The sequence below is a fragment of the Anaerobiospirillum sp. NML120449 genome, from assembly GCF_023051105.1.
In the GTDB taxonomy this organism is placed as follows: Bacteria; Pseudomonadota; Gammaproteobacteria; order Enterobacterales; family Succinivibrionaceae; genus Anaerobiospirillum.
This window is the reverse complement of record NZ_JALKIL010000009.1, coordinates 24,358-49,152: the sequence shown is the minus strand read 5'-3', so window position 1 is coordinate 49,152 and position 24,795 is coordinate 24,358. Positions and strand designations below refer to the sequence as shown.

The following is a 24,795-nucleotide window of genomic DNA, read 5'->3' as shown; positions in this document are numbered from 1 at the left end:
GCGCCGCCGGCGCCGACGCTGGTGGGCGCGCAGTACTCAAGCCTTCGCGCTGTCCATGGCAGCCTGGCTGTTAGGGCCGCTGCCCGGCTGCGGGCAAAAAGACCATGCATTGTACTCCAGATCGCCTCTGACAGCCATAAATATGCAGCTTTTAATCAATGCCAAGGCTGGGGCAGGCTGCCAGTCTGGCAGGGGCATGCTGCCAGTCAGGCCCCGGGCAGTCATGGTCCGGCCGTAACATGCCCGGCCGGCGGGTCCGGCCGGCGGGTCCGGCCGGCGGGCATGGCCGGCGGGCATGGCCTGGCTGTGCGGGGGTGGTGCATTTGCCGGACAGAGGTGATAAAAAATCGGCCCCTGCCCCAACAAAGGCTAATGAATGCTAAAATTAGCGAACCTGTATGCCTTAAATCTGTGTAGCATACAGAGCTGACTTTCAGGCCCGTCAGGACCGGTCAGATTGTGACTTTTATTTTGCGCAGTAAACCGGTGGTGGACTGCTAAGGGGAAGACTGTGTTAATTGCAACTCATGACGGTAGCTTTCACGCTGACGAAACACTGGCCTGCGCTGTAATTTCCTATATTCATGAGCGCTCTGAGGTCATTCGTTCCCGTGATCCTCAGCGTCTGGAAACAGCTGATATCATCATTGATGTCTCAGGCATCAATGATGACAGGCATTTTGATCACCATTCCAATGAGTTCAACCTCAGCCGCCCTAATGGCATCAACTACGCCACAGCCGGTCTGATGTGGCTCAAGTTTGGTGATGAGTACATGCGCAAGATTGCTCAGGACTTCATGACCTACGAGCAGCGCCAGCAGCTTACCGACGAGATCTTCCTTGCTGCCCGTGAGCGTATTGACCGTGAAGTGATGTATGCCGTTGATCTCAATGACAATGGTCAGCTCAACACCTGGCTTGCCGATAATGTGGCCGTCAACAATGAAGGCGAGCAGCGCGTCATGGATGAGCTCAACGAGTTCTACCGCTACTCCCCTGACATTGCCTATCTGGTAGCCATGCAGAATCTGCCCAATGTCTCAGGTGCCGAGCAGGACAAAAACTTCATGAACACAGTGAAGATGCTCAAGAACCTGCTCATCAATGCAGCTGTAAACGCCCTGTACACTGAGCTGGGAATTGCACGCGTGATGTCTGTTTACGACGGCGGTGAAATCCTCATCATGCACGAGAAGCTGCCATGGACTCAGGCAGTGCTGGCCAACTTTGATGCCTTCAAAAACTGCATGCTGGCTGTCTATCCAGATCGCAAGCGCGGCTGGCGTGTGCAGTCCCTGCCATTTTCCAAAGCCGAGCGCTTCAAGAACAAGCTCACCGCTCCCAAGTCATGGCGCGGCCTTGATTTTGAGGCTCTGGACGCAGCTACCGGCCTTAGTGGCACTATCTTCGTTCACCGTGCCGGCTTTACCGGAGGTGCCATGGACTTTGATACCAATCTGGAAATGGCCCGCATCTGGCTGCGCGAAGGCGAGCGCTGCAAGTAAGCTGACCTGCTGCGCAGTGCGCAGCCGCGTCGCGCTGGGCCCGGCCGGCCGGGCCGTCCATGGACTTGCCAGTGCCCTTGCCAGGGCCATGCCCCATGGGCCGTATGGAGCTTGCGGCCGGGCCTGCCCTTGCCATAATGAACAAAGCCCTGACGGGAACAGTCCTGTCAGGGCTTTGTTTTTGCAGTCGCTGCCGGCCTTACTGGCTGATAGGACCGAAAGAAATCTGGGCAACGCCATTGGCTGCCACACCACGGACAAAGGATACGGAAGCGTCCGGACGGGCCTGATTCTGGCCATGCACATATTTGAAAGTGCGGTAGTAGACAGGCAGGTCGAGGCTGCCATTGCCGCCTGATACCTCGTGATTGCCCTTGAACTCTCCGTAGATATAGAAAATATCGTTGGAGCTGTCCAGTTCGATATTGGCACGGGCACCGGCATCAAGATTGTACCAGCCCTCTACCATCCAGGTCTTGCCATCGTAGTCAAGGTAGGAAACGGCCACGGAAATAGGGACATCGGCCACATTCTTACACTCAAGAACCAGAGCCTGGGCGCTGGTCATTACGGTCATTGTTCCAGCCAAAGCCGCAGCAGCTGCAATCTTGCGCAACACATTACCTCCAAACAGATAGATTAACTGAGCACCGCCCCGCTGCGCTGACTTATGGCTATCCATACCGGGCGGTACTGCTCCTCAGTTCTGTCAGCAAAGATCCTGCAGCCATGCCTGTACGGCCTCAGGGCATCTGCTGAACCTGGCAGCTCCCGTGAGGGGGACAGCAGGGCCATCATATGGGCAAATATTAACCTATGGCCGCTCAAAGCGCAAAATCTTTCTTGCCTGTCCCTGTCACAAAACCCTGTGCTCAAACCATGGCAGCACACCCGGCCATGCAGCTGCAGTGCAGCCGTCAGCGCTGCTGCAGCAGGGCGCAGCCAGCTGCAGCTGCATGGCGGAGCGCGGGCATGAAAAAGCCCGGCGGGGCCGGGCTTTTTGCAGTGAGCAACTGTAATTGATTAAGGGGTGAAGCTTGAATCCTCACCCTTGGCTCCGGAGCGTACCTGTCCGCGCTCAGGAGCATTTTCCATGTGCTCCTTGAAGACCGGGTCATCAGCGCCGGTCTGATCGTTGAAAATATAAGGATTAGGAGTCTTGCCTTCCTGAGCATTGTGCTCACCCGGGCCGTCACTGTCATTGTCCAAGGAGCGGGAGCGGGAGTCATCATCAGGGCTGATACCTGTCTGATGAGGATGATCGTCATCATCCCTGCGGCCCTGTGGGGCGCCCGACCAGGAGTCCTGAGACTGACCTGACTGCTGCTGACCGCCATGAGCGCCCTGTGACCAGTGACTGCCCATGTCGGAGTGGAAAGCAGAGTTGACTGTATGCTGGGCATTGTTGCGGAAAGAGTTTTGCAGATTGTTGCGGCGGCGTGCCTGATCCTCAGGAGAGAGGCTCCAGTAATCAGGGCTGCGCTCGATATTACCGTTTTCATCAATACGGCTGCGGGCCTCAAACCACATGTAGAAAGGATTGTTCCTGTTAAGAGCGTAATCTACGCTGTTGACTGAATTGTCGAGCACACGGCGTACATTGCCAAGGAAGGACAGGCAGTATACGGCCGGCACGGCGCACAGCAGCAGATAGGACACGGACATGTTCAGGAAGAACTGGGCCAGCATAAAAAAGCCCACCACTGAGCTGGCAAAGGCATTAAGACGCAGTACTACCGTAAAAGGGACACGCACTCTGACCACTACAGGCATGAAGACGCGGGTCAAAATGGCGGCGGCCAGCACCACAAAGGTCATGGAAAAGAGAATTCTGACGCCCACCACCAGCCAGACCAGAATTATGCTGGCATTAAAGGCCTCATCAAGTACCTGAGCGGCAGCCAGAGGCTCAAACTGAGCTCCTGAAGAGCCATAAAGCGAGGTCCATGGGACACTTATGGTGCCATCGGTAGTATCGATAATGGCGGCATGAGAGGCAATGGTGATAGGGACGTGAATCGGTTCACCATCTATCCTTTTGTTTTCCAGATTCCATGCCATTACCACCTCACCGCTGCTGTTTTTGATTAAAAAGGGCTCGGTATTGGCAGGATCGGCAGGGGTCAGTACACCCTCAGGGGAGATATTGCTTGCCGGAATCTGAGCTACTACAGTTGACAGCTCCAGAGTCTTGAAGCGGTTGAGAATTTCCTTGACCTGAAAAGAGGCAGGCAGGGCCAGAGCGAGGCTGAAAAGCAGCAGGTAGCGCAGGCCGGCTCCTCTCATTTTAATCAGGACATCATAATAAAATCGTCGTGAAAACAGGGCCAGAAAGGGCCAGGAGAGATACTCCAGTATTTTTACAGGCTGCATAAGCAAGTTGAGCTCACCATAGTAATTGCTAAAAGTCAGGTCATTATAGCAAGTCTAAATCCCACTGTCTGGACGCCCGACCGCATGCCTGTGCAGTGCACATACCATGGAACACAGGACTGTCAGGGCCGCTCCTGCACGCTGACAGCGCCCTGTTGCCCCATAACACTGTCGCCTGCCGATCAGGCGCCCGCGCCTGCCACAGCCCCTCACCTTCATACGCATAAGCCGCCATATTGCACCACCATAAAAAGCTGTCCGGGCATCCCCGGGTCAGTTACTCATTGCGAAAACTTACCACGTGAATGCCCGGACAGGGCTGAAAATAATCGCGCAGCGTGCTCTGAACCAGCTGTCGGCGCCCGCCACCTACCTCACCGTCGCCCGCGCCCCCTGAGCATGAGACCCACAGTGAGCTCAGGCAGCGGGCCGGCGCCGAAGCATGGCTATACCATGCCAGCCGGCGCGGCCTGGGGCGCTGACCGTACTGAGTTAATTCTGTGGGCGGCGCCTTTGGACTGAGCCTGTGGGCCGTGCGGTGGGCTGCGCGGCGGGCTGAGTCTGTGGGCCGTGCGGTGGGCTGCGCGGCGGGCTTAGTCCGCGCCCGGCCTTTAGCTGTTGCGTACCGGCTCGGCCTTGCTGCTGTTAAGGCCCAGGTACTCAAAGGCACTTCTCAGGCCCTTAAGCACTGTGGCTCCACCAGGCAGCTTCTGGGCAGCTGCAAGAACTGAGGCTCTAAAGCCGCCTGGACGCTCAGTGCCAGTTGCGGCAGCTGCGGTGACCGGCTCAGTGTCTGAAGCGGCAGTGGCTGCGGCCGCAGTGACTGAGGCGGCAGTGGCTGGCTCAGCCATGGCAGCAGTGCCACTGAGGGTGCCACTGCCAGTGCTGGCTGTGGTGGTACCTGAGGCAGAGGCTGTGTTACTGCCCATGCCCTGCCTGTCAGATGGGGCGGCACTGTCAGTGGCAGCCAGCTGGTCGTGGCCGCTGGTCAGAAGCCACTTGCCTGCATTTTCAGGAGCTGCGCCTGAGTTGAGGGCGGCGAAGATACTCAAGGTGTAATCAATACCGCTAAGGTCCAGCACTGTATTGTCAGTAAGCCACAGAGCAGAGCCCAGGTCGGCGCTGCTCAGGGTATGGCAGTTCTGGCAGCGGGTTTCAACGCCGGCGGCATGGTCAATAGCGGCCATGGAGCTGCTGTCATTGTTATCAGGCTGCACAGGCAGTGATGGTACTGCAGGCAATGATGGTACATTGCCGTGGTCCGGCTGTGGCTGTGGTGCCGGTTGAGGCAGCGGCTGTGGCTGAGGCTGAGGTTCAGGCTGTACCGGTTTGGCAATGACACTTAATCTGGCATCGACTATGGTGATGTCGTAATTGCCATTGTTATATGAGGCGGTAATCTTACCGGTCACAGGATCGGCCTTGAGTGTGAGATTGAGATCGGCAAGGCTGTCACCGTCAGCAAGTGAGGCACTGATATCACCAGGGTTTACCAGGGTATTGCCGCCGACAGTGAGATCAGGGAGCTGACCTTCGGTAATGACCTGATCCTTAAGGGCTATGGTCAGAGGCTTTTTGTTGATATTGAGGGTGCCCACACCGCCAATAGAGTCGACACGATCGTTACGTATCTGCAGATCGGCGCTGCCACCTGCTCCCCTGTCCCAGGTATCACCGGCATGAGCATAGGTGAAGAAGTAATCATGGCCACCGGCCTGATTGTCCTTGTGGGTGGTGAACTCAAAGCCCCACTGACCGGCATTTTTCTGATCCCAGGAGGTGCCATTGACCAGGGTCAGCACATTGTTAATGTCAAAGCCCTCGTTATTGACCAGATCGGCATAGTTGTGGTTTTTGCCATCGTACATGAAGTTAAAGTCCTCAATGTAGAAGGCATTCATAAAGCCCTTGTCACGACCGGCCAGAGTACCGTCCTGAGCAGATCCTGAGGTGGCCCATACAGAATGCAGACGGCCCAGGGCCTCGTCATGAGAAAGTCCAGAGGCTGTCATCTGCTCAAGGCTTTTATTCCAGGCCTCGGAAAATGATGAAGCCATACCATCAGCATTGCCCTCACCCACAGCTGCAAGTGCCCTGTTGCCAGTACCTGCGACCATCAGTCCCAGGACCTTGCCGCTGTTTGAACCTGTGACATGACCTGCCTTAAGACCATTGCGTGAGCCCAGCTGATTTGCTGTGTTATCACTCCATGAACTCATGACGGCTGTAAAGCTGTTACTGCCCTCAATGCGGCCGGCCAGAGCGCCCATATAATCTCCGGAACCTGCTGAGGCAGCAGAGATACGAACATCAGCCCTGTCAATCTCAACATTGGCAAGTGTGCTGTCCTTGATGGTTCCTGCCAGCAGACCAAAGTTGAAGTCCTGACCGCGCAGTGAGCTGTCAAGAGCAAGGCCGTCAGTCATGATTTTCAAATTGCTGATCTCGGCGCCATCAAGGCTGGCAAAAAGACCGTGATTACGGTTGCCAGTCACAGTGCTGCCTGAGGAGTCCCTGACCTTTCCGGTCAGAGTAACAGTGTGGAAAGCACCGTCTAAAGTGCCCGAGAAGGATTTGTTAAGCGCGCCCATACTGTCGCGTTCATAATCAAGGGTAATGTCATCGGTCAGCCAGTAATCACCTGAGCTGTTCTTTGAAAAGGCATTGTAAAAACCATCGGCATTGTAGACAGCCTGCTGAGCAGAATGGTCGACGAATTTGCCACTGTCATGAGTGCCATTGAATTTGATATCACCCCTGGCAGCTGCCTTAAGACCATTGACCCTGAGCAGCTCACGGTAGGTTACGGCATTGCGTCCCGGTGCAGTGCTGCCGGCAAGACTGTCCTTATTGTCAGCTGCGCCATTCTGCTGAGGACGGCTGTCAAGGCGCACGCTGTCGATGTCACCGCCAATGTCGATACGGCCCTTGCCGCTGTGCAGCTCGAGCACGTCACCTGCAGTGGTGGACGGCAGCACCTTTTCTATCTCACCAATTACAATCTGATCGCCATTGACCTTGATAGCGGCACTGTGCACGCTGCCGTAGAGTTTGACATCGCCCATGGCCAGGGTTTCAGGCAGGGCATTCATGCCAACAGGAGCGGCATTACCGTCCTTGAACCTGTCCAGGGTCTGCTGACTGAGACGGGAGGTACCAAGATAGGTACTCTTCATTCCCTCAATAGAGCCTGTGGTGCCTACTCTGACACCATTGGGATTAACCAGATAGAAATTGATATTGTCATTCTGACCTACGACATGACCATCGATACTGGTTCGTCCTGGTCCCTTGACCACATTGAGGAAGGATACAGGCTGATCTCTGGCGGCCTTGAAGTAGACGTGACTTCCGGCAGCCACATTAAAGTCATCCCAGATGAGCAGGGCATTGCTCTTGTCTGAGACCACAGTCATGGCGCTCACTGAGGTGTCATTGCGCTGGATAGTGGCATTCCATGCCTTGTTGAGATCAGGCAGATTTACATTGGCGGCATGAGCCTGTCCCATGACCATGGTGCCCATGCCGGCAGCCACTACCGTACCCAGAGCACGGGCCAGAGGAGTGCGCAGCAGCGCCATGGCACGGCCCATCACGCCCTCACAGAGCCCGCCTCTGCCCCTGCGTCCTCCAGCTGCCCCACAGACCGCACGGGCACGGCCAGCGCTGCCTGCCCTGCCTGCGCAGCCGTCCAGGGCAGCGCCCGCACCACGACGCTCATGACCGGTGGCTTGGATCTGGCGGCCCTCATGGCCGGCATGGCTGTCATGGCCGGCATGGCCCTCAGCAGCGGCACCAGGGCCCATAGCAAACTCAGAGTGATGATTGAAAGCAGATGACTTGTCCATTGGATAAACTCCTTGATTTGTTTGTTCGATTTTCAGGCCGTCGCTCAGACCTGCGCAGGAAGATGACTTTGCCGGGAGATGCGAATCTGCACTGTCAGTGCTGCAGGCACTGAGATGAGCAGACAGGTTGATGGCAAAAGCCTGATCAGCGTCGTGACGCTGCTCCTTATGTACTGTTCTCTTACTGGACATAATTCCACCATGGAAATGATCGCTGACCGGCCTTAAGGCCCATCAGCATGCTGTTATCTCACCGACCGGCAGTAAAGCCCGGCCTGTATGCTGTTATCTGACTGACCTGCAGCGTGGCTCGGCCAGGGTGCTGTTATCTCACCGGCCGGCATTAAAGCCCGGCCTGTATGCTGTTATCTGGCCTGCAGTGTGCCACGGCCAGGTTGCTGTTATCTCACCGGCCGGCAGTAAAGCCCGGCCTGTATGCTGTTATCTGACTGGCCTGCAGTGTGCCATGGCCAGGGTCCTGTTATCTCTCTGACCGGCATATGGCCCTGTCAGCCTGGCTGGCATCAGTTACATGCTCTGTGGCAAAGCAGGTAAAGATCAGCTCTGCAGCTTACGCTTTGACTGTAGCGGCAGAGCACTGTGCTCATGCAGGGCCCACCAGAGATTATGGTAAGGCTGGCGGCACAAGGCACAGTTTGCTGGCTGCAGGTTGCAGGTGCAGATTGCAGAAATGGGAAAAGTGGTGGTCAGACTGAATAGAAAGGCTGACTGTTATCTCAAAGCCGCGCATCAGGCGGCAGGTTTTCAGGCGCTGCAGGCGCCCGGCTTTTCATATAGGGTCAAAGGTATAACCGGGAGATCACCTCTCACTGTAAGGTCATGGGCCATCAGGTCTCCTGCTTAACCTAATCTTAGCAGTGGTCCGCGCTGTTATCTTACCGCCAGGGACATTCAGGAGCTCCCGGCTTATGCCTGCACGCTCATGCGGCAAATACGGCTGCGCAGTGCTGAGGTGTTAATACCGGCACAGTCAGCAAGCAGGAGCAGCTTATTGCAGACTTTAAGCACTCCGCCCCACCAGCGTGACCCTTGAATGGAGCTACCACTAAAAGCCGCAGTCTGCTCCTGTTCCGAGCCTGATGCGCTTGAGTTTGAGGTAAATGCCTGGGGAGCAAAAGCAACCTTAAGGTCGCTGGTGCAGGCACGGCCGGCGGCACATCCGCCATGCAGCGCTGCTGAGTGATGGGACTCCTTATTATCAGCTGTGAGATCAGCTGCATTGTCTGACTTTATAAAATACTTTAGAGCGCATGAGCTTTCTGTGTCAAGCACATTTTGTGTCTCTGCACACAATTGTGTCTTCTCCTTATGCTCTGTTGCAGCGGTCCCGGAACAGCTGCCAGTGACAGGCTCAGTGAATCTGCCATGAGCCAGGCTGTTATCACAGCTGTTATCACAGCTGTGCTCCAGCTGGCTGCCATGACTTTGGGCACAACTGGCATCCCCGGCGGCGCTGTTATTGCTCTGTGCGTCGTTGACCAGGGCAGCGGCGCAGCTCTCATCCACACCAGACATTACCGGACAGTGACTTACGCTGCAGGCAGCATGAATCTGACGGCCAGTGCTGTCATTGAGATAGCGCGCACATGAGGCAGTGCTTAAAGCTGAAGGGGAAACACAGCCGGCTGAGCACAGACCTTCAGGCAGCTGCAGCAGGACAGTGCTGTTTTCCCCGCCAGCAGCTGACTGTTCCTCGGACACAGACACGGGCGCAGACACAGGAACTGCAAAAGCTCCTGTCACTGACCCTGCCCCTGTCACAGTCACAGCCTCAGCTCCAGTCACTGACTGTTGGCCCGGCTCACCTGAGAGCAGGGCACAGCCATGGAGCTCATCAACAGCAAAAAGGTCATGATCACTGTATGGATCAGCCGTCTGCAGTCCGTAAAAGAACGCATCGCTGCAGGCGCTGATGAGATAAGACTCATCATCAGCTTCCAGAACACTGTCATGTAAGGCCTGAGAGCACTCTGTTGCGCTCTCCCTTAAGACGGCACTGACCTCACAGTCCAGTGCAGACTCGCAATCAACATAATGCTCCATCAGAGCACTCTGTGAAGCTTTGCCGTCTGCATCAGTAAGTGTACTGAGATCAAATGATGTTGCAGCCTCAGCGCACCGGGCTTTGTCAGCGCTCTCGTCATGCTGTTCCTGATCCGCACAGGCACAGGCACAGTCGCTGTCATCCGTCTGCGCAGCAGCAGACACTAACAGGGACACGGCTGCAGGCAAAGATGCAGACAGGTCAGCAGACGCTGGTGCAGGCGAAGATAACTCTGCAGCTGCGGCAGCTGCCTCAGTGCCTGCGTCAATCAGGCACTCCTGGTTAAGGGTGTTGACCGTATCAGCTGCTGTCAGCTCAGAGCTGCTCCTGTCCTGCTCACCATTACATACAAATGTAAAATCACCATCAGCTGCAGATTTAATTGTAAGTTTGCTCTGGCTGGCCAGCCTCAGCGCAGCCGATAAAAAGCATTCCACAGCACCAACCATACGGCCGCTCTCATCAAGATCAAGGTTCAGTTCACAGCAGTTATCAAGCTGTCCTGATATCAGGCTGTTGCGGCTGATGCTGAGCAAAGCCGATGAACTGTCAGCAGCTCCCACACTGCCGCCTGCTGATACACAGCCCCGCTCATGGCTCCTGCGCTCAGAGGCTGAAGAAACTGACATAAACAGGCTGTCATAGAGATCAGTAAGCCTTGCTATGTCCAGCTCCTGGTCCACGACCCCAGGATTTACGTCCTTGCTTTGTATATGGTCAGCCGCTGCCAGATAAGACAGCTCAACGTCAGCCCCTGGCTCAGACTCAGCTGCAGGACTTTGCCCGGCAACATGGTACTGACTGCCACATAAATCAGAGCGAAAGGCCATACTGCCTGAAGCAGGAACACAACAGGAATGGGAGCGGCAAGATAGCCGTGACTTCAGAGAGCCATCAGCTCTGAGGTCACTGGCAGAGATTTGCGCTTTACTGTTAATTGCTTTCATAACTGTTATCCAAAAAGAGCATGAGCCCGTGCCCATGCATTACTGTTATCCTGAAACATGGGCCATGGCCCATGCATTACTGTTATCCTGAAATATGGGCCATAGCCCATGAACCCCTTATGTATTACCAGACGGACAAGACCCGTTGACTGTCAGGGAGGTCCTGACCATGTGGGCCGGCATCCTGCCTCCTTATGTTTGTGGAGCCTTAAAGACAGGTTATGGCACGAAGCTCTGAGCTGTGGCCTGACCTTACGGTCCGGCTACCAGCCTCCTTATGTTTGCTGCTCAGATAAGGCATCTGACGTCAGGCTGCTCTCTGCTGTGGTCATGGCTATGCAGTCAGGACGGAATCCCATGCTCACGTAGCCTGGGCTTTGGCGCTGACCTGACTGGAGCCGGACGAAGCAGTAAGGCAGCTGCCCCAGAGCCAGAATCAATATAGCAGTGCCAGCTGCCGGGCGTTGCAATCATTATCCAAATTGCAGATCTGCCTCGATTTACGAAACACGTTCTTTTCCGGGCAAAAATTTGAGCCATGTCACACTAAATTCGCACCTGTTTTTCCCTGATGGAAAATTGCGCGTTAAGCACTGATAAACAGGCCCTTTTTCTTCTCCAGGCAAGCTTTTTCCAAAAATTTGATCACGATCACAAACTAATTTTCGAAACGCCAGTTTGTGATGGAGTTCAAATTTTCTTTGAAATGTTACTAACAGATAATCTCACTTGAACTTTTAACCTGCTATGAGCGTTTTATCCTGGATTTAAGCCTGTTTTGGCTGCAACTCTTTACTGCTCCAGTACGGCAGCTCAAGCCCTGCTGGCGCCTGATACAGGCTGCGGCGGTGTATGCGGGCTGCGGCGCTGTACACGAGGCGTTGGCGATGGATGCTGGCTGCTGCTCTTCACTGCCCCGGTACGGCAGCTCAGGCACTGCTGGCGCCTGATACGGGCTGATATGTATGCGCGCTGCTGCTGTATACGCTGGGTGCGGACGATGAATGCTGGCTGCTGCAGCTCTTCACTGCCCCAGTACGGCCGCTCAGGCAGTGCTGGCGCCTGATACAGGCTGCTGCGCTGTACGCTGGGTGCGGGCGATGGATGCTGGCTGCCGAATGCAGACTTGAGGATAAAGTAACAGCGCAGAGGGGAGCGTAATGCAGGATGTGGGGTGACTGGGTACATGTGGACACGGGGACAGACTGTTATCAGGCAGGAGCTCAACCTGGCTTAGCACCTGGGCAGGGCTCGTCTGGTTGATGTGCTTGCGGCAGCTGCTGCGCAGCGTTACTGTGCCTGATTGTATGGAGACATTATCACTGTGCCTGATGTTGTGTGGGCATTGTCACAGCCATACTGTTTTATAAAGCATTTATGATTATGACCCGCCGGTATTGCAGTGTCTGGAGATACGTATTGGACTTAGAGTCTTTGACCATGTAATGTGCAGCTTTTTGCTGTGCCTGAAATGCCGGCTGTCAGATCCTGAGCTCAGGAAAAATTCAGGCAGGCAGCTCAAAGATGCAGTGTAAGAGGTTGCAAGACTATTGAGGCAATGCTGAAGATGCAGGGCAGGCGGCGAGATTAATAAGCATCGCATTGCAATAACTAAAACAGTTTAGATAAAGACAGATCAGTACTGGTGCTCAAGGTACATTGACCCGTAAACAGCCGGTCGACAGGCTGCTGAGCATGACTGTGGTGATTAGCAGGCCAGGCTGCGATTTTGGGTGATGCAGTTTTTCTTTGCAGGCCATCATTTTGCCAATTTGAGTTTATAATCTAAGGTCACTTTCTCTCTTTATTTCTGAGGCTTTATTGAGCAATGCCTTTATTTATCTCTCTTTGTAAGGGTACTCACTCTGCCTGTGAGCCTGCCCCATGCTCTTATTCTTCCTCACAGTCCCGTACATACGGTGACGCTCATCTCAAGGCAGAAAAGTCCAGCTGTTTATCTGCGGGTGCTTTTTCTGCTGTAAGATCCTCAGCTCTTTTAAGACGAGCCGTTGCTGCAGCTGCAAGACTTACAGCTGTGGGAGCCATGGCCCTTATGATCACTGCCTGCTCCTCATCAGCCCAGGATGAGGGCGAGACAGCCAGGGAATATACTCAGAGCATATTGCTCATCAAAAACCCTCCAGCATATAACGACTTTTCATCCCTGAGCCGTGCCCTTGAGCTTGCTACCCTGCAGGGATACAAATACCACGGACCATTTACTCCTTACACAGGATCCTCAACGCGTATTTACGGTACCACCTCAGCAGGCTGTATTGCCGGTGCTGACATGCTTACTGATGAGCATCAGGACTTTCAGCTGCAGCGCTGGGCCAAAGGACGCAACTACGGCCATCCTATGATGATGCAGTACCTTCAGGATCTGCGTGCCCGCACCGCCCAGATGGGACTGCCACCGCTGCTCATTGGCGATATCTCCCGCAGCCTGGGCGGCCCGTATGGCCCACGATCCAACCATGCCTCCCACAATACCGGCATTGATGTGGACCTGCCTTTTGACTTTGCAGCCCCACGCAAAAGTGATGAAGAGCTGCGCAATCCCAGGGATGTCTATATAGTGCGTGGCAGCACTATCAAGCCTGAGTTTACCCGAGACATAGAGCTTTACATCAAGGCAGCTGCCTCTGATCCGCGCGTGGATCGTATCTTTGTGGCCCCTATGATCAAAAAGCGCATGTGCGCTGTCTTCGAGGGCGATAAAGACAACGGCTTCCTGCGCAAGCTGCGCCCATGGTTTGGTCACCAGGCCCACATGCACGTACGCCTGACCTGTCCTTTCGACAGCCCGGAGTGCATAACTCAGGCACCGGTACCAGAAGGTACAGGCTGCGGCTATGAGCTCGAGAGCTGGTTCCTGCCTCCACAGAGCCAGCCTAAGACCACAGCCAGGAAAAAGCAGCGCATCATGCCAGCCAAGTGCGCCAGCCTTCTCAAGGGTTACAGTAACTAAGCCCAGCCCCATCGCCTGCCCCACAGCACTGAAACTGCCCTGACCCGAACCTCAGGGCCGTCAGTCCGCCCCGCCCGCCTGTGCGGGCGCTGCCATATAACCTGTACGGGCGCTGCCAGACCACGCCATTCGGACATCTGGCAGTTACCAGGGCGCGGGCGCTGCCCGCCTCATCCTGCAACACAGGCGCTCCCCACCAGGCCATCCCGCAAAAGCTCACCTCCACTCCCTCACTTGATGCTGATAAAGTGATCTGTATGAGCTGATCGCCAGATTCTTCTTGCTAATCCTGCCTTTGGCCCTCACCCAGGGAAAAGTAACTCACTGCCATCAGAACTAACACTTCATCATGACTCAGACCTCATACAGGAGTATTGCCTGTACCAGTAACGGGTAGCGTTTCTCTCTACTGCGCGCTGTACTGTACGCTGTACTGTGTGCCATGCTATGTGTGCCGTACTGCGTCTGGTTTAATGACTTTGACTGGTATCAGCCGTCCGCGCATGTTTACATGAAACCAAGTTGAGCCGGCCAGCTCTATCCCTGCTGGCGCAACGCCATAAGTAGCAGTTCACATCCAGGGGAATACATTTAAGCCTGAGGCTTCTTAGCATGGCCAGCCCCTGCCTGGCCAGCAGCCCACTCGTTCTAACCATGGTGTACAACGGGCATTAACTGCAGTCAGTTCAGCTTCAGGATAGCAAAGGTGATAAGAGAGGGGATAAGGAGATGCCATGCGTACCGAGCTGTTTCGTTAAAACGGTCAAGACTGGCAGGGTTTGGAGAGGCAGACAGCCCAATGCCTGTTCCAGGAGCTGGACCTGGAGCTGGAGCTGGAGCTGCACAGGGCAGCTGGATTGAGAATACTGATGCGGGCTGCCGGGCAGGTCAGTATGACTATGCTGCTGCCTTGCTGGTCACAGCTGACGAGGCGGGATGTCGCTCACGGGGCCTGCAGGCTGTGATTAGCTTCTGTGTTGATGGTGTGATTGAGCGGGCGGTGAGCACCTGCTGATGCACCATGATGAGGTAGTGGCGCGCACAGCCCGTAGATAATGGCTTTTAAGCCATGACAAAGCAGGCTGCAAGGTCAGTCGCCGGGAACAGCCAGGGCGACCGCTTGCCGGGAGGGACATTTTTTGCCGAAAACGGAAATAACAGAGGCTGGCACCCCGTAAGGGATGTCAGCCTCTGCATATAGAGCACCGGCCCCGTTTTCAGGGCCTTTGTGCTTTAGAAAATTGTTGCGCTCTGGTTATTGGTGTGGGACAGAACCTGCATCAGAGCCATGTCGCTCTGGAAAGTGCTGTTAACCTCACGCTCAATGGAGCGCTCCTGTAAATCTGCGCCATTGGCTACGGCAATGGTGTTGCCGAGGCTGTTGCTCTCATTGCGCAGGACGAAGTTGTAGTCCTGAGCATTAAAATCTGCTGAATTAATCTTGGCAGCATTGAGAAGGCCGTTCATACGCTCGGTTAACTGAGAGCCGGTCAGGCTGGAGGTACCGAAGTAATCAGCAGCGTTCTGGCCGTGAGGACCGTTGTTGGAGCCAAAGATCATCTCATTTACGAAGTTGTTCAGCTCGCCCTTGCCACAGTTGAGGTCACTTAAAAATGATCTCATGCCCTGAGGGAGCATGGTGGAGAAATCAAGGGTCTTATCCTGAAGGTCAACTACGCTGTTAGCCTCCAGAGCTGCAATAGCCATGGCCTTCTGGCCTTCCATGATCTTTACGGAGTCGAGTGCACCGACGATCTGGGCAGCCTGAGCGGCAATGTTATCACCCTGGAAAGCTGCAGGAGCGGCAGCGGAACCAGCACCGGCTTCGGCACGCATCAGGGCATCAGTGGCTCTGACGGCAGAGGTCGAAACAGTCTGACCTGCAGGTGCAGTGGCACCGGCAGCGCTGGAGCTGGTAATAACCTGGCTGCTGGAAACAGTGGTCTCAGCTGCTCTGGCAAGAAGCTGCGCAAAGTGAGCACCGTTGTTGCCAAACAGAGCAGAATTAGCACGATCAACATCTGAAGCAGATGCAGCACTTACACCTCGTGCACCTACAGCCTGTACTGGCTGAGGGTTAACACCCTGAATCTGCTCTACCCCACCAGCATTGCGCAAAATAGCGGCAAAGTCGCCTGGTCGGGAGGCAGGAGTATTCTGAGTACGGCTCAGGATATTGCCAAGACCGATAGGACTTGAGTGGGTAACGTTGCTAATGGACATAAAAAGCTCCTTCTAAGCAAGCCAGGAAAATAGAGCCGGAACCGGAATACTGCAAATTGCAGTCAGCTATTTTCATGCTTAGCACTTAGGACTTTGCAGTTAGTGTGCCAGAAATACATTGATAAATTTTTAGCCATAAAGGCATTGATGTATTGCCAGCTCAAGGCCCGTAGCAACGGGGCCCTCACGTAGCTGCCATGCTCATGATAAATGCGATATGCATGCCATTGCAAGCCTTTTCACAACCGTGGCAAAGCAGGGCAGAAATGTGCACTTTCTGGGCTCAGAACCGGCCCGCAAAACACATGCCCCAAGCCGGTTTGCACTCCCAGGTCCGTTTTTATCTATCAGAGCGCTTCAAGCCTTAAAGAAACAAAGCGGACAAAATTTGCCGATCGATCGTTAAACAAGCTAAAGCACCCAAGCCTCCTTGCCAGGGGCGGCAAAAGATCCCGGTACTGCACTCCCGCCTCAAACTCCCGCAATCCTCATCACAGCGCCACTCTCTTCAATCCCCTGTGCCTCAGCCCCTGTGCAATGCAGCCTGCACAGCCGGCCACTGCCAGCAATTGCCCTGTCCCAGCTGGCATACTTGCCTGAAGCTGCGGCACAAACAAGGCAAGCAATGGGCTGACTCACAAACCGCAACCCTCACACCGGCAAGCATAAGCAAACGCCGGCAGCATCACCTGCCCCATAACCGTCTGGCAGCACCGCTGTTTGCCGAAATCACTGCCCGCCTTAATCCCAGACTGTCCGTCCCTCCTGTCTGCCTCACCAGCCTGCCTCCTCACATGTTTGCATGCTGGTCTCACCTGCCCGCCACACCACCCTGCCTCATTGCACGTTTGCCTGCCGGTCTCACCTGCCAGCCTCACCACCATGCCTCCTCGCATGTTTGCCTGTATGCGTTCATTGCTTTGCTCACAGGATCTGGAGAAAACGAGCAATCAGACAGAGAGCTTGCCCGGCATCAGCGAAAGCGCATGTAACCGGTATCAAATGTGACATTGCTGCAGGATTGTTTGCCGATGGCAGCCACAAGACTCATGTCTTATCCCCAAAGGGACTGCAGTTACGACTTATCCTCGTGGTAGTAAGCATATGAGCTGCCCCTGCCTCTGGCTTTGCGCTGCAGATCAGAGAGGCAAAGCAAAGGACTCCCGGCGGGCACGGGTTCGGATATTAACCAGACCAGGTGCTCACGTGCTTACGAAGAATGCTGTTCACTCTTTGGCTGCAACCAGGGCACAGCCCGAATCTGAGCCGGGAGGAGGACCGTTACTGGGCGTGCAACCTCACATTTGCTGGCGGCCATGGCTGTGGTGCAGTGACAGATTGCTGTTGTCTGTGCATCCCTGAACGGGGCATGCGCCATTGCTCCATGTCTCAAGGCGGCAAATCTCACCATGCAAGATGCTTTTGGGAAAGCCATGGCTCTGCCGAACCTCTGGCCACTGCAGGCAGGTGCTGATCCTTGAAGCTGAGCACATGCTGATGGGTGCAGGGTCTGAGCCCCGAAGCTGAGCGCATGCTGATGGGTGCAGGGTCTGAGCCCCGAAGCTGAGCGCATGATGATGTTCGCCGTGGATGAGTGGCAAAGCAGCAGTGGGAGAAATCTTTGCCGCCATAACATGCCCGGCAATTCCCCGTGTATCCTGGCATGTCCCGGCGTATTGAAGTCAGTGGCTCAGCAGTAAGGTCAACTCATACCAGATGATCATATATATGCAGGAACACATTCAGCGTTGCAGTGTGACCCTGTCAGCGGTGGTACAAGGCAGCGGCTGCGGCTATATGTACCAGTAAGTGATCTATATATAGCAGGGACAGCATGATGAGGCGCTCAAGTCATGCCATGGACACCTGGCAGAATCTGCGGCTGGGAGGAACTGCAATTGGTTTCCCTGACATAAGCGCAAAGATATGAGATGTGAACAGGCCGGCCCTTACAGGGCGGGGATTATAAGGACGCTGTCACGGGCACTTTATGGGACACATAATGGGGTACTTGATGGGGCTTGATGTGGCAATTTTCGGGGCTTCACGTGGCACAGACATGAGAAGTCCACATTATTCATTTCAAATCGTTTTAGGATGCATTTAGCAAACCGGCCACTTATTTCATCTCTTTAACAGGTTAAGGTACTTTGAGTTTAAAACCACATGGAGTGATCTACTGCACCTGGGGGCCAGAAGTGTCAGGCAATAACACTTTATAAAACATTACTGTATGTGTTGCTCTAAAAATTTCAGCGGACAGCTTTGACGAGGTACACGCGGAGAGCAGGTGCCGGTGTATTGCGCCAGCTGCGTGGGCACGGGCGTTTTGCGCCTCATGCAGAACAGATGAGTTTTGCTGGTGTATATATTGAGCGGACATGGTAACTTTATATACTTTCTAAAACATTATGTCATGAGCTTATAAGGCTTCACCAGTCAAAACGATTTATAAAGCATTTACAGGTTAACATGCAGGCGCCATTATGTTTGTGACGTTACTTTCGTACCGTAATGATCCACAGTTACAGGTATTCATCCTGTTATTTTCATATACGTGAAAAGTAAGTGCTGCTGCATGATGTCTGTGATTTATTAGGATGCAAGAAGGGATTTGGTGTGATGCGCCTGCTGTGGGCACAGGGCAAGGCCTGCTGGACCAGGTATGGACGGATAGACTGATATGGCAGGGCTGGGGCTGCCATGGAATTGCAGCGCATGGCCCGGATTGCCAGGGAATGGCAGCGCATGGCCTGGATTGCCCGGGAATGGCAGCGCATGCCCCGGATTGCCTGGGAATGGCTGCGCATGCCCCAGCTTGCCTGGGAATGGCAGCGCATGGTCCGTATTGCCAGGGGAGGAGGGCATGACAGCATGTATGGCTGTGAGGATTAAGCTGGTTGCCGGTTAAGTGATTTCCTGGGAAATAATAAGGCCGGGCAGCTATTGCTGTCCGGCCCTGGGCGCTTTGCCCTGAGACTGCCAGGGACCTGGAGGTACCCGGGCAGCAGTATTATCTGCTCTGGCGGCATATGGCAGCCCTGCTGCCTGCATGGACGGCGGGGCGATTGGCCTTAATGCTCTCAGCAGGAGCGAGGAAGAGTGGCTCGGATGTTGTCGTCGAGGCGGTCGTAGCAGGCCAGAACCTCGGTAGCAATGTCCTTAGGAGCCCAGAGTTTGACCTTGGCCTTGCTCTCTTTTACACGGTCCATGACGCTCTGGTCAAAACCGGACATGGATACCAGCACGGCGTGTCCGGCGCTGTGGAAGGTCATCATGGTGCTCATAAGATCAAGGCACTGCTCCTTGAGAGGGCAGGCGTAATTCTGAATCTGGATGCCAACCTTTACCGCTCTGTTGGTTCTTGAGGAGGCAATTAAAGTGGTATTGCGAACATTGCCCTCGGAGCTGATTGAAGTGCTGAAGCCCTTGGCACGGATGATGTTCTCGATAAGGCTGGTGAGATTTAACTCGTGGCTTCTGACCTTCTGGCAGATAAGAGAGGCAAGACGCTCCTCAAGGCTCTTGCGGCTCTCTTCGGCACGATCAGCGGCCTTGCTTGCCGAAGCTGCTGCAGCCTCTGCAGTGCGTACTGCAGCAGCACGCATCATCATCATTTCGCGTGCTGAAGCAATATCAGGAGCAGCATTGTACAGACGGGCAGCTGCAGCGCTGGTAGCAGTAGCACCACGCTCAACTGGAGCAATACGCTTCTTTGGAGCCTCAACACGTGGAGCAACAATGCGCTGGCTCTCTGGTGAGCCAAACTGACGGACACGCTCAGGTGATGAGCCGTCGGTATCAACAGTCAGGGCAAAAATCTCATCGGCGTTGGTACCGTCAAAGACAAGGCGACGGGTGGCGGCTGCAGGAATTACGTACTTGTAAGCATCGATAATGGTGTCGAGGAAAGCGTAGCCGTCAGCTTCGCTGATCTGCTCCTCAACATCAAAGAGCTCACGGCCCTTTGCAGACAGGGCGGCACGGGAAACCCCACGGGAAAACCATACTACAGAGCGCTCATGGCGGTGGCGGGCTTCCTGCTCTTCATTGAAATTGTACTCGCCGGTAATGCGGCCAAAATGGATATTGTCACAGCCATGGGTGATAAGGGCAACGTAATCGCCCTGGAACATGGAATGGGCAAATGGCCAGCACTGCTCGCTCCAGCTAAGAGCGGTAGCGCTGTCTACACCACACTCATCCTCAATATGCTGGGACAGATCTCTGGCGGCATAGAAATCAAGAATAGAGCACTGAACACTGTCCTCAGTGCAGCAGATGCGGGAGGAATTTATGAAGTACTGCTCTTCCTGAGCATCTTGAGCCTGAACTAACCAGAATGCCATTTGAATATACCTTTAGACTGGGTACTTTAGGACGCTGTGAACTGCAGGTTATGGCTTACTGCCCTGATATGCAGGGGGTGATATAAGCACGCAGCCACCATACACACTTAACATACGTCTGCAGACAAGCTGGATGGTCTGCAGGTCAATTAATGACGTCCTTATTTCTACTTCCAACTTCTTATCTCATTCCAGAATTTCTTAACGGTCCTGCAGGATGTTGTGCACGTAATACCCAGGAATCTTTGCACGCGCATCCGGTAAATACAGAATGATCTGTACTGTGTGTGAGTGAGTGAGTTTTTCGCAAACTTTTACAAGGATAGAGGCCGGTAAAAAAGACAGTGAAAAATGCTCTGAACTGTCACGGGACTTGCGCCTGCTGCAAGGCATATTAAAGCGAAGTCCGGTCTGGAAAATACATATCCTTATAGATATGAATTGCGCTTATGATATAGCTCAATAGTATCTATTGCAACTGGTGTAATGTAACTTTTTCCGTACTTGTGTAAATAAGTCTGTTTACAGCATATTTATGCCTTTTGTTACAGTAACAGCCCCTGGCCCGAATACACGGGCAAGGGGGTGTAAAAAAGCTCGATTCCTTATCAGTGTTTAACAGTCATTTTGCCAACATAAGACTGCTACAAAACTTGAAACAGATCACACATATATTTCTACGATCATAATGGTGCAGCGAGTCTGAAAATTCCGGTAAATATATACCTGTTATCAACAGTAAAATCGCTTTCTCACGCATGAAATAGGCGTTCTGCTCCCTCCCCAACCGGCATTTATTTATCCCCGCCTGTACGACAACACAGCCCCCACTTTCTGATTGAGCAGCTGGCAAATTCACCACTGGCATTACCTGCCACTTATCAGCAACAAAACTTACACGCACACACAGCTGATGGCAGCTAAGCCACATCATCTTCTTTCCTCTGCCAGAACAAATCTCAAAAGCTGCAGCTGATGTCCAGTCTGTGATCTGGACTCAACTGCCCCTGTATGTTCTGGCTCCTGAGCACTGAGGTTCATGTTATGGGGCAGTGGGCACTGCCAAGGTGCAAAACAGGGCGTGTATGCCGCCTCTGCCAGCCCATGGCGGCAGTCAGGACACGGTCTGAAATGGGAGCTATAGCCTGCCCTGTTTGATATATACCCCCTTATGCCTGAAAGTTATAGCTCAGTATGCAAAGATAGAATTAGACTATGTCATGGTGCTCGGATACATTGAGTACACCATCAGTCATGACGATGCGTTTAGATTTTTACCGCAGCTTCAAGCTGCCAGACAGAACAGCCCCCTGGTCCGCAGGAGTACTGATCCGCACAGACCCGGGGAGCGCAACCTTAACAGCCTTGCCAGTCTTTATGCCCGAGGCATTTTAGGTTGTCCCACTTCTGTCTTATCTGTCCCTGACAGGGAAAAGTCCCTTAGGGCGACATGCTGGACAATTATTGAGGAAAATCAAATGCGCAAGTCATCTCTTGTGGTGTGCTGCGTCAGTCTGTGCCTTTTTCTTACCTCATATACAGGTAATGCCCTGACTGTTGCTGTGCCTTTTCTGGTCAAACATTTCAATACCCTGCCGCAGTATGCCTCTCTGGCTCTGACCGGCTACGCTACCGCCCTGGCCTGCTTTTTACTGCCGGCCTCATTACTGGCCCGTCGCTTCTCAAACCGACGCATCTTTTTAACCGGTCTAATTTCCTGCGCCGCTATCACCGCTGCCATTCCTTTCAGCCCAAATCTGTGGGTCATGGTGGCAGCACGTATCGCCCAGGGCGCTGCAGCCTCTTTATGTGTGAGCACTGCCATGGCACTGATTTCATCCCATGTTGAGACCAGCCGCCGCTTTATTGCCATTGGTATTGCCGTCTGCCTTACCTATACCGGTGTATCCTCATCACTGAGCTTCAGCGGTGTCATCATTGACGGTATTGGCTATCAGTACATGTTTTACGGCGCCGCCATCGCCATGGCTGCCCTTATTTTCCTTGCCGTACGTATTCCTCAGGAAAGTGCTGACAGCACTGTAAAGCTCCCTTACAGCCGCATCGTAGTTTTCGCGTTTTCCATTGGCCTGTGCCTGCTCAGCCTGTCATGTCTTGCTTCATGGCATTACGCCCGTTACGGCCTGATCCTGGGTCTTGCTCTGACTGCCGCTCTGGTCATCTACGAATACAGTCTTCTGACCCGCAGCAGTGGCAATAAAGACATCTCCGGCCGTGCTCACAGCATTATCTCCCGTGATCTGTTGCGCCGCGCTCTGCGCCTTGGCCGTCGCCAGCATGCCTTTGAAAGTGAAGCTGTCCGTACCGGACTTAATTCCGGAGCCGCCCTGGCGCCTCTTAATTCAGGCTCTGCCCTGTCAGCTGGCCGTGCCCTTCAGGTCATCCCTGTGCAGCTCTTAATTGGCAACCGTCCTTTCACCTGGTGCTTCCTTGTCAGTATTGCCGCCTACGTCTCTGTTATGGCTGAGCCTGTTCTTTTGGCTCTGTTCTCCCAGTACACCCTTGGTATTTCAGCATCTCAGGCCGGATTTATCATAGTAGTACAGCCAGTTACCATTGCCGTAGTCTCTTTCTTCACCGGCCGTATAGCCCGTATCCTGGGAGGCAATCTTACTGTAACTGTCGGACTAATCATTCAGACCATTGCCCTTGCAACCTTTACCATTATTGATGAGAGCACCACCGTAACCTCACTTATCCTGCGCCAGCTGGCTGTAGGTACCGGTTTTGCCCTGTTCTCCGCCCCTAACACCACTATAATCACCCTTACAGTGTCCAGACAAAACTATGCGCTGGCATCCTCAATGCAGCAGCTGGGCCGCTCAATCGGTCAGGGTACAGCCTATGCCCTGGTTACAGTAATCATCGCAGCGGTCGTCAGCGCCAAGCCAGGATCTGCCTCTTTCCCTGAGCAGTTTGCAGATGCCTCAGTAATCATCCTGTCCATCTCAGCTCTGCTGGGCATCGGCGGCATCTTCTTTGCCGCCCTGGGCACCATCGAAGACCGCCGCCAGGCCCGCACAGCCGCTGCCGACCACAGCACAAGCTCCACCACCAGCGGCGTGGCAGGTGGCACCTCTGCCAACGCAGCTGCCAATGCAGCATCAGCTGCAGCTACCGTCTCAGTTAACAGCACAGCTGCAGAAGCAACCACCGATACAGAGGCAGACGCAGCTAATGCCCACAGTGCATCTTCAAGCTTCAATTTCGAAGCCGGTCGTAATGCAGTTGCAGCGACAGCAGCAGTAGCAGGCAGCTCCACCTGACCATACTTGCAGCGAGAAAGAGCAACAACAGCTGACTGACACAGTCAAACCTTAGTCAGGCAAGAGCACCACGTCAGTCACGCTGCAGTCATGTCGCAGCCCGGAATGAGTGCTGCTTCGGTAACGCCATAATCAGCACTCAGTCCGGCCTGAACACCACGTCAGTCACGCTGCAGTCATGTCGCAGCCCGGAATGAGTTCTGCTTCGGTATCTCCATAATCAGCACTCAGTCCGGCCTGAACACCACGTCAGTCGCGCTGCAGTCATGTCGCAGTAAGGCCTCAGAAACAGCTGGGGCACACTGAAGTAATGTCACTGTAGCCCTGCTGATATCTGAAAAGTTCTACCAGCTGTGACCTTCACTGCTCGAAGACCATGGCTTTGCTGCAACCTTAGAGCGGTGATCTGGCGTGCAGCAAGGGCACAAACAGCATTAATCTACTGTTTCTGGCAGACTGCAGGCACCTTATGATTCCAGCAATGCCTCCCAGGCATGGATGTTGATCCGGGCAGCTGCCATATTTTTCCTGAAGCACATACATATAGAACAGCCCTTAAGTTGTGCGACAAGCTGCTCGATACAATTCTTGATACTGAAAATTTCGGTGTTTCAGCCCTTAACTACTACAAAAATCAGCCTGTTCCCTTGTCTGATAGCGCTGTAACAAAGCGCTTATACAGGCTAAAGCCGGTAGTGTGCTGCCTGCTTTTTGCAGATTTCTTATTCTCAATCCTCAACTGTCCAGAAAAGGCCCTGCTCTGCAGGGCCTTTTTATTTGCTCTTTACTTAAGGACCGAACCTGCATACATCTGCGCTCCTTAATGGTGCTTTTAATTTACGAGCAAAAGTGATCATATCCCGCTGTTTTATTTTGCACTTTGTACAGAAATCAAGCTTTGTTTGTAAAAGTAGTTCCCCAATAAAATGAATATTTACCCATAATTAAAATCGCATGCACAGCCATAAAACACTCTGAGAGTGTGAAAATCATTAATAGCAAGAAACTGCAAATGACGCGTCAGCCTGCACAACAAATCCAGTATTTAAGGGAATTTTAAATTTCATATACACAAACACCAATTTTTTCTAAAATTGCACATAAATTCTGCATTTATGACACAGGGAGCGCCTGCTTCCATATGGGATGATTGTTCAGAATCTGATAAATAAGCGATCAGACTTTAAAAACTGGCACTTTTGGAGCAAAAATACGGATAATTTGA

General features: G+C 53.6%; 11 protein-coding genes. 5 read left to right on the top strand and 6 right to left on the bottom strand.

The features are described 5' to 3' along the window. The first annotated feature begins 511 nt into the window (after positions 1–511). Entirely contained in the window at positions 512–1,507 is a 996-nt protein-coding gene (locus MXE41_RS04220) for an MYG1 family protein (protein WP_247099481.1), read from the top strand. 199 nt (positions 1,508–1,706) lie between these two features. Here MXE41_RS04220 and MXE41_RS04215 read toward each other — a convergent pair whose 3' ends face one another. The 4 genes from MXE41_RS04215 to MXE41_RS04200 all read right to left on the bottom strand — a co-directional run bounded on the left by MXE41_RS04215 (position 1,707) and on the right by MXE41_RS04200 (position 10,623). Next, positions 1,707–2,189 (bottom strand): DUF1036 domain-containing protein, encoded by a 483-nt coding sequence (locus MXE41_RS04215; RefSeq protein ID WP_246978762.1) that lies wholly within the window; start codon positions 2,187–2,189, stop codon positions 1,707–1,709. A gap of 341 nt (positions 2,190–2,530) precedes the next feature. Continuing rightward, positions 2,531–3,793: a hypothetical protein gene (locus tag MXE41_RS04210; RefSeq protein ID WP_247099480.1), complete on the bottom strand. Its 1,263-nt coding sequence runs from the start codon at positions 3,791–3,793 to the stop codon at positions 2,531–2,533. A 698-nt stretch (positions 3,794–4,491) separates the two neighbouring features. Further along, positions 4,492–7,920: a filamentous hemagglutinin N-terminal domain-containing protein gene (locus MXE41_RS04205; protein WP_247099479.1), complete on the bottom strand. Its 3,429-nt coding sequence runs from the start codon at positions 7,918–7,920 to the stop codon at positions 4,492–4,494. A gap of 735 nt (positions 7,921–8,655) precedes the next feature. After that, positions 8,656–10,623 (bottom strand): hypothetical protein, encoded by a 1,968-nt coding sequence (locus MXE41_RS04200; RefSeq protein ID WP_247099478.1) that lies wholly within the window; start codon positions 10,621–10,623, stop codon positions 8,656–8,658. Positions 10,624–12,784: 2,161 nt separating this feature from the next. Between MXE41_RS04200 and MXE41_RS04195 the strand changes: the two genes are divergently transcribed. Next, entirely contained in the window at positions 12,785–13,711 is a 927-nt protein-coding gene (locus MXE41_RS04195) for a penicillin-insensitive murein endopeptidase (protein WP_247099477.1), read from the top strand. A 1,233-nt stretch (positions 13,712–14,944) separates the two neighbouring features. Here MXE41_RS04195 and MXE41_RS04190 read toward each other — a convergent pair. After that, on the bottom strand, positions 14,945–15,934 hold the full coding sequence (locus MXE41_RS04190) for a hypothetical protein (protein ID WP_246978036.1): 990 nt from the start codon (positions 15,932–15,934) through the stop codon (positions 14,945–14,947). Positions 15,935–18,637: 2,703 nt separating this feature from the next. Here MXE41_RS04190 and MXE41_RS04185 point away from each other — a divergent pair. Then, positions 18,638–18,829 carry a hypothetical protein gene (locus MXE41_RS04185; protein ID WP_247099476.1) on the top strand — a complete coding sequence of 64 codons (192 nt, stop codon included), beginning with the start codon at positions 18,638–18,640 and terminating at the stop codon, positions 18,827–18,829. Positions 18,830–19,017: 188 nt separating this feature from the next. On the opposite strand, the gene MXE41_RS04180 is transcribed toward MXE41_RS04185, so the two are convergent. Beyond that, the gene (locus MXE41_RS04180; RefSeq protein WP_246978037.1) at positions 19,018–20,283 is read right to left on the bottom strand and encodes a restriction endonuclease; all 1,266 of its coding nucleotides are present in this window, start codon (positions 20,281–20,283) and stop codon (positions 19,018–19,020) included. 1,478 nt (positions 20,284–21,761) lie between these two features. On the opposite strand from MXE41_RS04180, the gene MXE41_RS04175 reads away from it, so the two are divergent. Next, positions 21,762–23,570 carry an MFS transporter gene (locus MXE41_RS04175; protein ID WP_247099475.1) on the top strand — a complete coding sequence of 603 codons (1,809 nt, stop codon included), beginning with the start codon at positions 21,762–21,764 and terminating at the stop codon, positions 23,568–23,570. 494 nt (positions 23,571–24,064) lie between these two features. After that, a complete protein-coding gene (locus MXE41_RS04170) occupies positions 24,065–24,394 on the top strand; it encodes a hypothetical protein (RefSeq protein ID WP_247099474.1) in 330 nt (109 codons plus the stop codon). Positions 24,395–24,795 lie beyond the last annotated feature (401 nt).